The 15279-nt window shown below is 65.4% G+C and carries 13 protein-coding genes and 2 pseudogenes; 6 read left to right on the top strand and 9 right to left on the bottom strand.

Annotation, left to right across the window (positions count from 1 at the left end; genetic code table 11):
* Window positions 1–19 precede the first annotated feature (19 nt).
* Together H0U68_RS05725 and H0U68_RS05720 are read left to right on the top strand one after the other, a co-directional pair.
* Window positions 20–463, top strand: a complete 444-nt coding sequence (locus H0U68_RS05725) for a spore coat protein U domain-containing protein (protein WP_296353544.1) — start codon at window positions 20–22, stop codon at window positions 461–463.
* Window positions 464–583: 120 nt separating this feature from the next.
* Window positions 584–1516, top strand: coding sequence for a LysR family transcriptional regulator (locus H0U68_RS05720; protein WP_296353542.1), 933 nt, complete (start codon window positions 584–586; stop codon window positions 1514–1516).
* Window position 1517: 1 nt separating this feature from the next.
* Here H0U68_RS05720 and H0U68_RS05715 read toward each other — a convergent pair whose 3' ends face one another.
* The 5 genes from H0U68_RS05715 to H0U68_RS05695 all read right to left on the bottom strand — a co-directional run bounded on the left by H0U68_RS05715 (window position 1518) and on the right by H0U68_RS05695 (window position 6429).
* Window positions 1518–2540, bottom strand: coding sequence for a porin (locus H0U68_RS05715; RefSeq protein WP_296353540.1), 1023 nt, complete (start codon window positions 2538–2540; stop codon window positions 1518–1520).
* 164 nt (window positions 2541–2704) lie between these two features.
* Complete coding sequence (gene lnt / locus H0U68_RS05710) at window positions 2705–4258, bottom strand: apolipoprotein N-acyltransferase (protein ID WP_296353538.1); 1554 nt, start codon at window positions 4256–4258, stop codon at window positions 2705–2707.
* Window positions 4258–5136: a transporter associated domain-containing protein gene (locus H0U68_RS05705; protein ID WP_296353535.1), complete on the bottom strand. Its 879-nt coding sequence runs from the start codon at window positions 5134–5136 to the stop codon at window positions 4258–4260. The genes lnt and H0U68_RS05705 overlap by 1 nt, the downstream gene beginning before the upstream one ends.
* Before the next feature lie 94 nt (window positions 5137–5230).
* Complete coding sequence (locus tag H0U68_RS05700) at window positions 5231–5863, bottom strand: GNAT family N-acetyltransferase (RefSeq protein WP_296353533.1); 633 nt, start codon at window positions 5861–5863, stop codon at window positions 5231–5233.
* Between the two features lie 83 nt (window positions 5864–5946).
* Window positions 5947–6429 carry an Lrp/AsnC family transcriptional regulator gene (locus H0U68_RS05695; protein WP_296353531.1) on the bottom strand — a complete coding sequence of 161 codons (483 nt, stop codon included), beginning with the start codon at window positions 6427–6429 and terminating at the stop codon, window positions 5947–5949.
* A gap of 160 nt (window positions 6430–6589) precedes the next feature.
* On the opposite strand from H0U68_RS05695, the gene hppD reads away from it, so the two are divergent.
* Entirely contained in the window at window positions 6590–7675 is a 1086-nt protein-coding gene (gene hppD / locus H0U68_RS05690) for a 4-hydroxyphenylpyruvate dioxygenase (RefSeq protein WP_296353598.1), read from the top strand.
* Window positions 7676–7818: 143 nt separating this feature from the next.
* Here the strand turns inward: hppD and H0U68_RS05685 are convergent.
* A pseudogene (locus H0U68_RS05685) lies at window positions 7819–8525 on the bottom strand (IS481 family transposase); the annotation flags it as partial.
* A 65-nt stretch (window positions 8526–8590) separates the two neighbouring features.
* Between H0U68_RS05685 and H0U68_RS05680 the strand changes: the two are divergent.
* A complete protein-coding gene (locus tag H0U68_RS05680; RefSeq protein ID WP_296353529.1) occupies window positions 8591–9862 on the top strand; it encodes an IS256 family transposase in 1272 nt (423 codons plus the stop codon).
* A 114-nt stretch (window positions 9863–9976) separates the two neighbouring features.
* Here H0U68_RS05680 and H0U68_RS05675 read toward each other — a convergent pair.
* A pseudogene (locus H0U68_RS05675) lies at window positions 9977–10165 on the bottom strand (leucine zipper domain-containing protein); the annotation flags it as partial.
* Window positions 10166–10314: 149 nt separating this feature from the next.
* Between H0U68_RS05675 and H0U68_RS05670 the strand changes: the two are divergent.
* A complete protein-coding gene (locus H0U68_RS05670; protein ID WP_296353527.1) occupies window positions 10315–10905 on the top strand; it encodes a hypothetical protein in 591 nt (196 codons plus the stop codon).
* A gap of 76 nt (window positions 10906–10981) precedes the next feature.
* Window positions 10982–11530 (top strand): class I SAM-dependent methyltransferase, encoded by a 549-nt coding sequence (locus H0U68_RS05665; RefSeq protein ID WP_296353524.1) that lies wholly within the window; start codon window positions 10982–10984, stop codon window positions 11528–11530.
* Here H0U68_RS05665 and H0U68_RS05660 read toward each other — a convergent pair.
* Together H0U68_RS05660 and H0U68_RS05655 are read right to left on the bottom strand one after the other, a co-directional pair.
* Window positions 11510–14704: an adenylate/guanylate cyclase domain-containing protein gene (locus H0U68_RS05660; protein WP_296353522.1), complete on the bottom strand. Its 3195-nt coding sequence runs from the start codon at window positions 14702–14704 to the stop codon at window positions 11510–11512. The two genes, H0U68_RS05665 and H0U68_RS05660, sit on opposite strands and share 21 nt — an antisense overlap.
* 108 nt (window positions 14705–14812) lie before the next feature.
* Entirely contained in the window at window positions 14813–15202 is a 390-nt protein-coding gene (locus H0U68_RS05655; protein ID WP_296353596.1) for a M4 family metallopeptidase, read from the bottom strand.
* Between the last annotated feature and the right edge of the window lie 77 nt (window positions 15203–15279).

The raw sequence follows: 15279 nt of genomic DNA, 5'->3' as shown, positions 1-15279 counted from the left end.
CGCAACGAGAAAGTGTCGCTTGAAAAAGACATATTGCTGCGTCGCGGCCTTCCTCATCGGCCTTGCCGGCACCGCTGCGGCGGCACCACAGTGCATGGTCGCGTCGGGAGGGCAGCTCTCGTTCGGCACCGTGGTGGCACTGGCGAGCTCGCCGGACGTCATCAGCGACACCGGCGGCAGCTTCTGGGTGAACTGCAACGCCGAAGTCACCTCGGCGCCCCAGCTTTACTCCGACAGCGGCCGCGCCATGGCCGCTGCGGGCAGGAGCCTCCCCTTCACGCTCAGCCTGGCGTCCCCCGGGGGGTCGCAGCTGCCGACGGCAGCCCCCGGGACGTCGCTTGGGATCTCCCGCAACGGCACCAACCAGACTGTCGTTTTGTACGGGAAAATCCGGTCCGTGGACTTCCGCGCATTGCCCGCGGGGGTCTACTCCACCTCCGTCACACTGACCATCGAGTACTGACCGGCTGCGCCTGCACAAGGCGAGGCGCCGGCCGCGACGGTTCCCGGACGGAATCCGTTTGCACGTCCGGCAGCAGCCGGGTGTATTGTTTGCGTACTTTCGCTCGACAACGTCAGGGCTATGAACCTTCGCCAGCTTGAAGTTTTCCAGGCCGTCATGCAGACCGGCAACATGAGCGCGGCTGCGCGGCTGGTGTGCATCACGCCATCCGCGGTCAGCAAGACCATTGCCCACACCGAATTGCAGCTTGGCTACAAGCTGTTCACGCGCGCCAAGGGCGCGCTTGCGCCAACGCCCGAGGCGATGGTGCTGTTCGACGAATCCACCGCCATTCACGGCAAGCTGGAAGACCTGCGCAAGATCGCCCACAACCTGCGGCAGGTGGCGCAGGGCCGTGTGCGCATGGCGGCACTGCCGTCGGTCTCGGACGAACTGCTTCCGGCGGTGCTGCAGCAGCACGCGCAGCGCTATCCCGGGGTCCATGTGGAAGTGCGCACGCTGCACCAGGACCAGATGGCGCAGGCGCTGCTCACGCGCGCGGTGGATTTTGCGCTGGGCTTCTACCCGCACCCGCATCCGCAGCTCACGGGCTCGCAGCTCGCCAACGGTGCGCTCTATGCGGCGATGCCGCGCGACACGTGGCAACGCGCCATGCGCGCGAACCGGCGCGATCCCATGGGCTTTCTTGCCGGCACGCCGTTGATTCGGCTTGTAGGCGACGATCCGATGCGGGAATTCATCAATGAACTGGCACGCGTGCTGCGCGTGACCGTGGAGCCGACCATCGAAGTGCAGACCTCGCGCCTGGCACTGGAGCTGGTGCGCAGGGGAATGGGCTGGACGGTGGTGGATTTCCTGACGGCAGCGAATCTGGATCCGCAGTACATGGTCGCCTTGGAGTTGCGGGACTTGCCCCCGATCCCGCTCTATGCCTACCATGCCACGGCGTCGCCGCCGGGCCAGCATGCGTTGCGCATGCTGGAATTACTGCGAATCCAGCCGGGTCTCGCTCCGGCACGTGCCGAGCCGGAAGCGGAGACCCTGGCCGCTTAGCTTAGAAGCGGTGGCGGATGCCGACGTTCAGCCAGGTGGCGTCGACGCCGGTCAGGCCGGTACCCGAAGCACCCAGCGCGTCGTTGTTCACGCGCGAGTAGGACGCGTAGAAGTTCGTGCGCTTGGACAGGGCGTAGGTCGCGCCCAGGCCCCAGAAGTCGGCGTCGGCATTGCCCACTTGGCGGTCCTTGTGGCGGATGTACGAAGCCATCACGGTCACGGGGCCCACCGGAGCGCTCACGCCCAGCATCCAGTCGCGGCTGCGGCCGAAGGTGGCGCCACCAGCGGTTTCGTCGCGGTTGTCGGCGTAGGCGGCATGCAGCTTGGCAGCCTTGAAGTCGAACACGCCACCGACCAGCCAGCTGCGCGCTTCACCAGCGTCCACGTTGCCCGGCTGGCCAACGAGGTTTTGCTTGTGGTACGCCAGCACCGCGGTGACGGGCGACTTGTCGTAGTAGGCGGCGAAGCCGTACTGGCTGCCACGCGACGTGCTGCCCGAGATCTCACCCATGCCATAGGCAACTTCAGCGGACAGGCCGCCGAAGTTCGGGGTGGAGTAGTTGATGGTGTTGTCCATGCGCACGCCGTACGGGCGGAAGACCGCGGACATGCCCGAGCCGTCACCGATGATGCCGGTGCCGAACGGGTCAATGGTGTCTTGCGCCAGGAAGAACGGAACGTACTGGCGACCGAGCTTCACGGAGCCCCAGGCGCCGTCCAGGCCGACCCAGGATTGACGACCGAATGCCAGGCCACCTTGGCCGCGCGCACCGGTGGTGGCGTCGAAACCGGCTTCCAGCTGGAACGAAGCGGACAGGCCGCCACCCAGATCTTCCTTGCCCTTGACACCCCAGCGGCTGCCCGACTGGATGCCGCTGCTCAGGCGCAGCGTATTGCTACCGGGGCTCAGGCGCGTCTGCTCGATGCCGACGTCGACCACGCCGTACAGCGTGACGCTGGATTGCGCCGAAGCGCCGCCTGCCAGCGCGGAAAGCGCAGCCAGAGCTAGCAACTTTTTGTTCATAACGATGTTTCTCCTGTTCAGTGTGCTCAAAACCATGCTCAATCAGAATGCCGCGCGGTCTCCTCTTTGGTGGGAGACGCGGACGAATCGTATTGTTGAGAACTCGTGAACTAAGTAGGTATGGAATCTTCGGCAGTATCTTGTGCCTTGAATTCACACCCTGTTCATGCGAGGCCCGTAGGCCCCGTCCGACGGCTCCGCAGGACACAGATGACGGGCAGGGCGAGCGCCAGCAGCCAGAGCGGCCACAGCCCCAGGCGTGACACCCACCATGCGTAAAACGTGAGGCTGGACGCGCCTTCCGCCTCGCCGAGCAGTACTCCACGGGTGTGGCGCGGCAACGAATGCGTGACCCGTCCACGGCGGTTGATCACAACCGTAGCGCCTGTATTAGTAGCACGGATCATGGCCCTGTCGAATTCCAGCGACCGCATACGGCTGATATTTAGGTGTTGGTCTATCGCAACAGTGTTGCCGAACCAGCCGATGTTGCTCAAGTTGACGAACATCGTGGGCGCTTCCGCGGCGTCGGCAAAACGGGCTCCCAGTTCTTCGCCGAACAGGTCTTCGTAGCAGACGTTGGGCGCAAGCCGCTGGCCCTGCCACACAAAAGACGCCTGGCCGACGGCGCCGCGGTTGAAGTCGCCCAGCGGAATGTGCATCGCCTCGGTGAACCACCGGAACAGCGGCGGGATGAATTCGCCGAACGGCACCAAGTGGTGTTTGTCGTAGCGGTAGGGCGATGCGTCCGGCTTCAGGCCGATCACGGAGTTGCTGTAGCCCTCGCCCGCATTGCCCAGCGGGATGCCGATCAAGGTGGCACTGTCGCCACGCGCAAAGCGTTCCCGCAGGGTTTGAAGGTAGCCCTCGGGCAGCTGCTGGGGCAGCAGCGGAATCGCGGTCTCGGGTGCAACTACCAGTGCTGCCTGGGCGTCGAGCAGTTGCCGTCCGTACCAGCCAAGCGCCTGCGGAATGCCCGAACCGCCCTGGAACTTCTCGTCCTGGGGAATGTTTCCCTGCAGCAGGGCCACGGACAGCCGCGGCCCCGGCTGCGCCGAGCCCACCGAAGGCAAAGGCAGCCAGGCGCAGGCAGCAAGCAGCAGCAGCGCGCCCGCCGGCCCGATCCAGGGGCGCGCCGCGCCACCCGGCCGCGCGGCAAAGGGCGCAGCCAAGCCATACGCCAGCACCGCGGCAACGAAACCGATGCCGTGCACCCCGACGTACGGCGCCAGCACGGCGAGCGGCCCGTCCACGTGTGCATAGCCGCCCTCGCCCCACGGGAAGCCCGTGAACCAGGTGACGCGCATCAGCTCCGCGGCGAGCCACAGCGCCGCGAACAGCAAGGCATCGATGAACCCGCCGTGATGGCGCAGCTTGGCAAACAGGCCACAGGCAAATGCGTAATAGGAGCCGAGGAAACCGGCCAGCAGCAGCACGGCACCCGCCGCAAAGGGCGCCGGCAGGCCGCCATAGCTGTGCATGGAGATGAACAGCCACCAGAATGTTCCCGCCAGCCAGGCCAGTCCAAACACCCAGCCAAGGGCCACCGCCGCCCGCACCGATGAGGTGCGCAGCAGCAAGATCGCCAGAACGCCCAATGAGGCCAGTTGCAGCCACCAAAGCGGCTGGCCGTACCAGGGAGCGCCAATGGAAGCGGCTTGCGCCAGCCCGGCGAGCAACGCGGCAACGGCTGGAGTCCAGCGATTGGCGCGCACCATCAGCCAGTGCCGTCGTCCATCGACGCCGGCGACACCTTGAACCAGCGCACCGCGCCGCCCCGGGTGTGCAGCACCACGAAGTTCAGCCCGGCCAGCGTCATGTGCTCGCCGCGCTTGGGCACGTGGCCCATCTCGTGCGCCACCAGGCCGCCGATGGTGTCGAACTCCTGGTCGGCGTCGGAGGCGCGCAGCGCCACGCCGAAGGTCTCGGACACGCGGTCGATGGCGGTGTCGCCGCTGACGCGGTAGGTCCTGTCGGCCAAGCCGAAGATGTCGCCCGCGTCCTCGCCGATGTCGAATTCGTCCTCGATCTCCCCGACGATCTGCTCCAGCACATCCTCGATGGTGATGAGGCCGGCCACGCGCCCGAATTCGTCGATGACGATCGCCAGGTGGTTGCGGTTGCCGCGGAATTCGCGCAGCAGATCGTTCAGGCCCTTGGTCTCCGGCACGAACGACGGCGGGCGCAGCAGGGCGCGCAGGTTCAATGCAGGCGCGCGCTGGAGCTTCAGCAGGTCCTTGGCCAGCAGGATGCCGATGATGTTCTCGCGGTCGCCCTCGTACACAGGAAAGCGCGAGTGCGCGGTGTCGATGACGATGTTGAGGAGCCCGTCGTACGGCGCATCGATGTTGATCAGGTCCATCCGCGGCGCCGCCACCATGACGTCGCCGGCGGTGAGTTCCGCCAGGCGGATCACGCCCTCGAGCATCACGCGCGACTCGGCGCCGATGACGTCGTTGTCCTCGGCCTCGGCGAGTGTCTCGATGAGTTCGGCCTTGGAATCAGGCCCAGGATGAATGAACTCGGCGACTTTTTGCAGGAAGCCGCGCTTGTCCTGTTTTTCTTGCGAAGGGCGCGCAGGGTGTGGTTCTGACACGGCCTGATGGGCGAAATTGAGGGAACCGGTAGGATACTGGATCAGGATGACGCGCTGGGGCCGGCCGTCAGCCGGCCGGTTCATCCGTGGATTTTCACTGCGCCGACTTGTGCCGCGCTTCGCGCACGCCCTGCCGGATTTCCTGCATGCCCAGCAGGAAGCGCAGCAGGTGGCGTGCCTGCAGCTTCAGGCCGTAGTTGGTCCGAGCGAACCGCTCCTCCACCATCTCGCTCACGTGGCTGTCCAGCGTGGCGGGCGGCATGCGCAGGTAGGCGTCGGTTTCGCTGCCGGCGCGCTCCAGGGTCGCGCCTGCATTGCGTGCGATCTTCAGCATGGCCGTGTTCTCGGTGAGCGCGTGGATGAACAGTGTTTCAACGCCCAGGTTGCGCGCGTGCACCACGGCACGTTCGAACAGCCGGGCGCCGTAGCCCCGTCCCCGCGCCTTCTTCAGCACCGAAACCCCGAACTCCGCGCCGGACGGCGCGCCCCCTCCGTCCGCAACGGCAAGATGCGCCATGGCGATCATTTCCAGATTGCGGTTGTAGATGCCGAAGATGTCGTCGCGGGAAAAATTGAGCCTGGCCACGTACCGGCGGATCTGGTCGTCGTTGGCCGGGTAGCCGAAGCGCAGGTAGCGGTCCTGCGAATCCAGCGCCAGCAGGTGCCATTCGATGCGACCGCGGTGCCGTGGACCGAGAGAGCGGATGGGAACGCTGAACGAGGACATCACCCCAATATAAGGGTTTTCCCCGATTACTCCATGAACCGCACGCCCCGCGAGTAGTTCTACCTAACAGCCGTGCCGCCGCCTCACACCGGCACGGCGGTGGTGGCCTTCACCCGGTCCAGCACGAAGCTGGTCTTGCAGTCGTGCACGCTGGGGTGCTTGAGCAGGGTGTCCATGATGAAGCGGCTGTAGTGCCGCATGTCCTGCACCACCACCCGCAGCAGGTAGTCCATCTCGCCGGTGAGCGCCGCACACTCCACCACCTCCGGCCAGGTCTGTACCGCCGAGCGGAACAGGTCCATGGGATTGCGCTTGTGCGCCTCGGTGTTCTTCTCCAGCCGCACGTTGAGGTAGGCGGTGAGGCCCAGCCCCACCGATTCCGGCTTGACCAAGGCGACGTAGCGGTCGATGACGCCGGCTTCCTCCAGCCGCTTCACGCGCCGCAGCACCGCGCTGGGCGACAAACCGACCTGCTCGCCGATCACGTCATAGGTTTCCCGGCCGTTCTCCTGCAGGCGGCGCAGGATGCCCTTGTCGAGCTTGTCGAGTGCTTGCTTCACTTCCATGGCGCAACTTTAATGCAAACGATCAAGAAAGCGAGCCTGAAAACAGCGCAAAACTGTGCACTCTCGGTTCTATCATCCAGGCCGGATTCGCCAGGAGACCTCCTTGAACGCACCGCTGCCCCAACAAGCCACCGCCACCGCCTCCGCCTGGGACAACCCCATGGGCACGGACGGCTTTGAATTCATCGAATACGCCGCACCCGATCCCAAAGCCATGGGCAAAGTGTTCGAACAGATGGGGTTTCGCGCCATCGCGCGGCACCGCCACAAGAACGTCGTGCTGTACCGGCAGGGCGGCATCAACTTCATCGTCAACGCGGAGCCGGATTCGTTTGCGCAGCGCTTCGCGCGGCTGCACGGCCCCAGCATCTGCGCCATTGCCTTTCGCGTGCAGGACGCCAAGGCCGCCTATGAACGCGCGATCTCGCTGGGCGCCTGGGGCTATGCCGGGCAGGCCGGCCCGGGCGAGCTGAACATCCCCGCGATCAAGGGCATCGGCGACAGCCTGATCTATCTGGTGGACCGCTGGCGCGGCAAGAACGGCGCCGCGGAGGGCGACATCGGCAACATCGGCTTCTATGACGTGGACTTCGAGGCCTTGCCCGGCGTGGGCGCGCAGGAGGCACTCAATCCGGCCGGCTTTGGCCTCGGGTACATCGACCACCTCACGCACAACGTGCACCGCGGCCGCATGAAGGAATGGGCGGATTTCTACGAACGCCTGTTCAACTTCCGCGAGATCCGCTACTTCGACATCGAAGGCCAGGTCACCGGCGTCAAGAGCAAGGCCATGACCAGCCCGTGCGGCGGGATCCGCATCCCGATCAACGAGGAAGGCAACGACAAGGCCGGCCAGATCCAGGAGTACCTGGACATGTACCACGGCGAGGGCATCCAGCACATTGCGCTGGGTTCGACCGACCTCCACGCCACAGTGGACCAGTTGCGCGGCGCCGGCGTCAATCTGCTGAACACGATCGACACCTACTACGAGCTGATCGACAAGCGCATTCCGGGCCACGGCGAAGACGTGGCGCAGCTGCACAAGCGGCAGATCCTGGTGGACGGCAAGAAGGGCGCGCTGCTGCTGCAGATCTTCAGCGAGAACCAGCTGGGGCCGATCTTCTTCGAGTTCATCCAGCGCAAGGGCGACGACGGTTTCGGCGAAGGCAACTTCAAGGCCTTGTTCGAAAGCATCGAGCTCGATCAGATGCGGCGCGGCGTGCTGGAGGCAAGAAAAGACTGAGCTTTCCGCGAGCAGGTCGCGTACGTAGAACCTCCTTCTCAGGGGAGCGCCATCCGCAGCTTGGCTGCGCGGCGCTCCCCTTTTTCTTGCCTGTTAAAACCGGCATTGAGGAGAATCCATGAGCACCGTCGCGACCTACCCCTTGTGTTGAGTTGCAATAGGTTGTTCCCGCAGAGGCGGGAAGCTGGAGGCTGATAGCCCCGGGCCGAGTGAGGGCGGCGGGCGTTGTAATAGGCCAGGAAGGCTGGCAGCCAGCTGGTTCGTTCGGTGCTGTGAGACCACACGCGCCCGTAGGCCCACTCGCGCAAGCACGTCTGGATGAAGCGCTCGGCCTTGCCGTTGGTCTGTGGCCTGTACGCCTGGTGAAGGTGTGCTTGATGCCCAGGGCTTGGCAGGTGCGCGCGAACAGCTGGGAGCGGTAGGCCGGGCCGTTGTCAGTGATCAGGCGCTTGATGGTCACGCCAGCGCCTGGTAGTGCGCCACGGCGGCTTTGAGGAACTCCACGGCCGAGAGCTTCTTCTCGTCCGGATGCATCTGCACGAAGCCCACGCGCGAATGATCGTCGATGGCCACGTGGGCGAACTCCCAGCCGGCACCCCGCACGCGCGTGGTGCGATCGCCGTTGACGCGATGGCCTTCGCGCTCGATGCGCCCGAGCTTCTTGGTGTCCATGTGCAGCAACTCGCTTGGCGCGTCTCGCTCGTAGCGCACCAAGGCCGGCTTGGGATCGAGCGCCTTGAGGCTGGACAAGCCCAGGCCAGTCAGTAGCCGGCTGATGGTGGAGACGCTGCGCGACCACGGCAGCGATGCGGCGCATCGGCATGCGGCGCCTGCGAAGCTGCTCGATTCGCGAGGCAGCTCGAGCCTGTCCTGAATTCTGTGTTTGAGGCATAACCATGACCGACAGGATCATTTATGCCAAGCAGAACGAAGTTGAAGAACGCGGCCATCGCAGCTCGGAGTGCGGCGCTGCCGAAGATACCCAACGAACTGATTGACCAATTCGTCACCGGCCCGATGACCGGGGAGGCGGTGAACGCGGCCTCGCTGGCATTCAAGAAGGCGCTCATCGAACGCGCTATGGGCGCCGAGCTGGGCCACCACCGGGGCTACCCGGCGGGCGCGGCCAAGCCCGAGCCGGCTGCCAACCAGCGCAACGGCAAGAGCGCCAAGACTGTGCAGACCGGTGAAGGCCCGGTGCGCATCGAAGTGCCGCGCGATCGCGATGGCAGCTTCGCGCCGATCCTCATCCCCAAGCACGAGCGGCGCTTCACCGGCTTTGACGAAACCATCATCGCCCTGTACGCGCGGGGCATGACCATGCGCGAGATCCAGGGGTTCCTGCGCGAGACCTACGGCACCGATGTGTCGGCTGAATTCATCAGCAGCGTCACCGAGGCGGTGATGGCCGAAGTCACCGCCTGGCAGGCCAGGCCCCTGGAGCCGATGTACCCGGTGGTGTTCTTCGACGCCCTGCGCGTGAAGATCAAGGAAGACGCGGTGGTTCGCAACAAGGCCATCTACCTGGCCCTGGGCGTGTTGCCCGATGGCACGCGCGACATCCTGGGCTTGTGGATCGAGGGCAGCGAAGGCGCCAAGTTCTGGATGAAGGTGTTCAACGAGCTGAAGACCCGCGGCGTGGGTGACATCCTGATTGCGGTCACTGATGGCTTGAAGGGCATGCCTGAGGCGCTCGCAGCGGTGTTCCCGGCCACGACACTGCAGACGTGCATCGTGCACCTGATTCGCAACTCGCTGGACTACGCGAGCTGGAAGGACCGCAAGGTGCTGGCTGCGGCGATCAAGCCGATCTACACGGCCGCCAATGCCGAGGCGGCGCAAGGCGAACTCGATGCGTTCGAGCAAGGCCCCTGGGGCCAGAAGTTCCCCACCGTGGTGGCCGCTTGGCGCAGAGCATGGAGCCATGTGATTCCGTTCTTCGCGTTCCCGCCACAGATCAGGCGGGTGATCTACACGACAAACGCCATCGAGAGCATCAATGCGCGCCTGCGCAAGATCATCAAGTCGCGGGGCCACTTCCCCAGCGACGACGCGGCCAGCAAGCTGATTTGGCTGGCCCTGCGAAACATAACGGCCGAGTGGGGCCGCGCTGCACATAACTGGAAGGAGGCGATGAATCAGTTTGCGATCCTCTATGAAGATCGATTCACAAGGACGACAGCTTAAGATGTACGAGCGACTTGCCCACCGCGTCGGTCGTTCGTCGCAAGCGACGCCCGCCGCCGTGGACAAGTCTCAGCGCCTCAAACACGAAAATTCAGACAGCCCCGGCAGCTCGGGCTCGACGCAACTGCGCGTTTTGGCCGGGCGCGAGCTGCGGTCCATCAGTCCATCAACACCTTCGTTCTCCAAGCGATCTCGCCACTTGCGGGCGGCGCGCGAGCTGATGCCGGCGGCCTCGGCCGCCGGCATCAGCCCCATCACGGCAATGCGCTCGATCAGCAACTTGCGTCCTTCAAAGGTTTGCATGAGCGAGCATCGGGTGCGAAGGCCTTCCAAGCACCGCGAGCGACGTACAGACGCCTATCTCGGGCGTTCAGAGGCGGGTGCGTGGGCGATTGCGCCCTTCGGCGCGCGCGCTTACACTTCGCCACACTTTGTCCACAAGGATTAACGCTATGGGCTGGTTCATGCAGGAGCACGACATCTACATCGGCAGCATGCTGGAGGAATTGAACCTCCGGTTCGCGCCGTCCCAGGGCAGCGAGGCCCATTACGGCGGCGTCGAGGAGATGGCCGAACTCCAGAAGGAATTCAAGATTTTCAAGGCGGGCCGGACGTTCCGTACCAGTGTGAGCGCACTAAACATCGGTGCGCGCAACAACGAGATCCGCAACCGCTGGCTGAATCTGCTCGGCGCGCTGGCCAAGCACCCCTCGAACGTGAAGGGCAAGAACGGCGACGAGGCGATTGTGGATGCGATCGCCAAGAACCTTGCGGCGAAAAAGCCCTTGCCGGTGTACTTCACCTCGCACGACATGCGCGGTGCAGAGGAGAACGCCCAGGTGAAGGTCACGCACGGCCATCGCGCCCTGCACTACCTGGAGCAGGACTACTTGGCCATCTCGCTGCCGATGCAGTCGGTGCAGGCGGCGAACGAGGCGAGAGCGGCACGGGCTGCCGCGCGCGGACAGCAGGGCAAGAGCGCGGTTTCCAGCCGCAAGCCTGCGACCAAGAAGACCACCAAGGCCAAAAAGTCTGGTAGCTGAAGACGCCGCCCTGCACGCAGCGGTCGCCAGCTACTACGGGGCGCTCGTCACGCGCGAGGGCGCGACGCCGGCTGGCGTGGACTGGTCGTCGGCCGCCACCCAGGAGTTGCGCTTCCGCAAGCTGCTTCTGGTCTGCCGGCGGCAACGCCGATTCAGCCTGAACGACCTGGGCTGCGGCTATGGAGCTCTCTTCGGCTACCTCTGGCAGGCGCGGCCTGCCAGCGTCGACTATCTCGGCATCGATTTGGCCAAGCCCATGATCGAGGCCGCGCGGCGTCTCTGGCGGGCATACCCCGAGGCGCGCTTTCGCGTCAGCCGGCACAGCCCGCGCATTGCCGACTACTGCGTTGCCAGTGGCACCTTCAATGTGAAGCTGGACGCGGCTCGCCCGCAATGGGAGGCACTGGTCCGGCGCAGCTTGGCGGTGCTCGCCCGGACGTCACGGTACGGCTTCGCGTTCAATCTCCTCACACCGGAGCCCACCCACCTCCCTCAGGCACCGCAGCTGTACCGCACAGATCCCCAGCCCTGGGTCGCCTTCTGCGAGGAAACGCTCGGCGGCCGGTGCGAACTGATCGCCGGCTATGGGCTGAACGAGTTCACCCTACTCGTCCACCGCGGTTGACGCGGTGTCCGGCGCCGCGGCCTGGGCGATGGCCTCGCGCGCGCGCAACAGGGCTGGGTGAAACGCCTGGGCGCCAGTCAGCGCGAGCAGCACTTGCGCGTCCTCCAACAGAGACGCTGCTTCCCGGCGCCCCTCTTCGCCGCCGCACGCCGCCAACGCCGCAGCCAACGTGAGCATCGCCCGGCATTCCGTGACGCGGTTCGTCCGCTCGCGAGCCGCGCGAATCGCCTCTCTCGCCATTGCGACGGTTGCTTCCAGTTCTCCCAGGTCCAGCTCGCACTCGGCAATCCCAGCAAGGAATTCCGGCTCAAAATCCAGCCCCACCCGGCCTTGCCGCACGGTCTGCAAGGCCTCGTGGAAACTGAGCTTTGCCGCGCGCAAGTCGCCCTCGACCTGCAGCGCGATCGCGCGGCCGCTGTGCGCCAGCACTCTGCAGTAGGGACTCGCGTCCTCCTCAGGGATGCGCAGCACGAGTTCGCCGTGATGCCGGGCCAGCTCCCGATCTCTGCTGAGCCACGCGTAGTCCAGATACGCGTAGTGCACCAGCTGGCGCATCACGGGGTCCGCCACGCTGGAAACGTGCTCCGAGAGACTGACCAGGCACTCGCGCGCTTCCTGCAGCCGCCCCATCCTGTTCAGCAGTCGCAAGCGGATGCCGTAGGCCCATTGCTCCACGGAGAAACCGATGAATTCTCGATCCACCAAATCGATGCGACCCAGCCCTGCGAGCGCCGCGTCGCTGGCCTGAAGAGCCTCCTTGAGCATCCCGGCCCAAGCATAGGCATGGCTGAGCGCGAGCTGCAGCGTCGCCATTCGCCCGGGGCTCTCCTGCGCGCTCGCCATGCCCAGTGCACGTTGCACGTTCTCAACATAGTTGTCGGCGGCGCCGCCGCTGGACTGGATCAAGCGCCCGCGGGCGAACAGCAGCAACTGGATCAGTCCGCTGTCCGTGTCGGCGGCGAGACTGATCGCGTCGGTGATGAGATGTTCCAGCTCACCGCGCTCCAGGCCTTCGCGCCAGCCGAGATAGCAGATCTTGCCGGCGGCGAACGCGCGCAACCGATCCACCTCTGACGAGCGGGGGCACTGCTCCAACAGCGAGCGCACCTTGCGCCAAGCACGGATGCCGCGCGCCGAACTTGCCGAGGCCATCCACAGCGCGCCGCGTGCCATGAAGCGCGCCGCCGAGAGATGCTGGCCGGCCTGCTCGTGGTGGTAAGCGACCAAGCTGGCGTACTCGTCGAGTTGCTCGACGTAGTACAGCTCCATCGCCGCGGCGACGGTCGCATGCACTTGGCCTCGCCGCACCTTGAGCTGGGCGCCGTACGCTACTTCCTGGATCAAAGGGTGCCGAAATGCAAAGCGGCGGCCGCCGCGCGCGGTTTGCGGCAGGATCAGTCCGGCGTGGCACAGCCCCTCCAGCCCGCGCTCGATCTGGCTGGCCAGCCGACTGGCCACGTGCTCGAGCACTGCGAGCGGAATGTCCTTGCCAATGATCGCGCACATCTGCACAAGCGTTTTTTCCGGCTCGCCGAGCGAGTCGAGGCGCGCGCCGATGACAGCTTGCAGCGTCGCGGGCAGAGCCCGCTCCACTGCCTCCACGCCGCCAACCGGCAAACCCGTTTCCGGGGACAGCAGTTTGCTGTCGGCCAAAGTGCGCACCAGCTCTTCGGCGAAGAACGGATTGCCGGCGCTGCGTTCGCAGATCAGGCGGCAGATGTCCGGCAGCGCGCTCAGCGGGGCGAGTAGCTCGGCAACGATGGCATCCATGGCCGCCGTGGGTAATTCGCTGAGCTGCAGCTGCGTGAAGTACGGAACGTTCAGCCACGGGCAACGGTAAGATGTGCGGTAGTTGAGCAGTAGCAGAGTTCGCGTGCCGACCACCGCCTCCAGGATGGCGCCTACGAACTCCTCGCTGCCCTCGTCCAGCCAATGCATGTCCTCGATCAGGATCAGGCGTTCCGTATCGCCATCCGCGCGTATGAGCTCCTTCAGCCGCGCGAGCAGCCGGGCCTGGCGTGCGCGCGGGCCGAGCGCAATTGGCGGTGCGCCCGGCGGCGCCACTCCGAAGAACTCGAAAAGAAGCTCCAGGTCCGCCGCTGTCGGCTGCAACGGCTCCAGGCGCGCCGAAATGCGCGCGCGCGCCGTTGCGCCATCGTCGCTAGCCACGATGCAAAAGAAGTAAGTGCGGAACAGCTCCAGGACTGGCTGCATCGGCAGCGCATGGCCGTAGGGCTGCGCCCGCACCTCGTAGACGGGGGTACCGCGATTGCGGCACGCCTGCGCAAACTCATGGCACAGCCGGCTCTTGCCGGTTCCAGGCTCGCCTGTCACGCCGACGACCTGTGCGGTTCCAGCCTGCAGACGCTGAAGCGCGCGACTCAGAAACTCGAGTTCATCGGTGCGCCCGCGGAAGGTGGTCTGCTGCAAGGGCGGAGATGCCCCGGCCCGGGACTCAGCCCCCACCCCGGCGAGTTGCAGAATCTCCACCGCCTGTGGAATGCCCTTCAGCCTGTGGGCGCCGATCGAGTGCACTTTGCATGTCGAGCCGGCCGCCGCACGGCAGGCTTCCGTCAGGCAGATGCCGCCGGGCTCCGCTAGGGCGATCACCCGGCTGGCCAAATGGATGGTGAGCCCGTGCGCACCGCCGCCATGTCCATCCGCCGCATCCTCGGGGTCCGACGCAACCTGGCCGGAGTGCAGTCCGACACGGATCGACAGTCCGGCCAGCCCCTGGCTGAAGACGTGCTGCATATGCAGCGCGGCCTGGCAAGCGAGTAGCGCGTGTCCTTCCAGGGTGCGTGGGACGCCGAACAACGCCATGACGCCGTCGCCCAGGGTCCGCACCACGGTGCCGCCGAAACGTTCGATGGAGTGGCGCATGCGCAGAACTGCCGGCCGCAGCCGACCCATGGCTTGCTCAGGGTCGAGGTTTGCGACGAGCTCCGTCGAACCGACCACGTCGGCGAACAGTACAGTGGCCTGCTTCAGCTCGCCCCATTTGGGACTGCGCTCCACAGCGGTGCCCGCAGCGGCGGCAGACAAGAGGGAGTGGCCGCAATTGCCGCAGTAGCGCGCCGTGAGGCTGGCCTCGTGCCCGCAGGCCGAGCAGGTCAAATGCAGCTGCCCACCGCAGCTCTCGCAGAACCGGTTTCCGACGGGGTTGGCTGTCATGCAGGAAACGCAGCGCATGCGTTTGTGCTCCCTCAGTTGCACCGCTGGTGCAAGTCCGAGGATAGCAAACGCCGTCCAGGACGGCGCATAACATTGCGGAATTGTCGTTTAAGTGAGGACTTTGACTTTGCGCCAAGCCGCCGCTACCGCTCGGCGTTCGGCGGATGTGTCGCCGAACAAGGTGGCGGCCGCCGCGGTCGTGGCCGCCGCGGCGTCGGTGAAACCCGCGCGTGCGCCGATATTGTGCAAGGCTTCGTACCAGATGCGGCCCGCGCGCTCCCATGAATGGCCGCCGAGCGCGCGCGCGGCCAGATAGAACGCATGGTTGGGAATACCCGAATTGGCGTGCACGTCGCCATTGGGCACGTACCCGGTCATATCCTTCGCTTGGTCGTCGGCCTCGTAGGTGCGCGCGGGGTTGCCGGGGTCTTTCAGAGAGCGCACCGCACGTCCTAGTGTGGTGCGCGCCTCTGTTCTGTACTTATCGTGAGATCGCAGCCAATGCAGCCTTGGCTCTGGTGACCTTGGCCAGGATGTCCGAAGCACTGGCTGTCCAGATGAATGGTTTGGGGTTG

The organism is Ramlibacter sp. (assembly GCF_013697775.1).
GTDB lineage: Bacteria > Pseudomonadota > Gammaproteobacteria > Burkholderiales > Burkholderiaceae_C > Ramlibacter.
The sequence above is the reverse complement of the archived record's forward strand: the minus strand, read 5'-3'. Positions and strand labels throughout refer to the sequence as shown.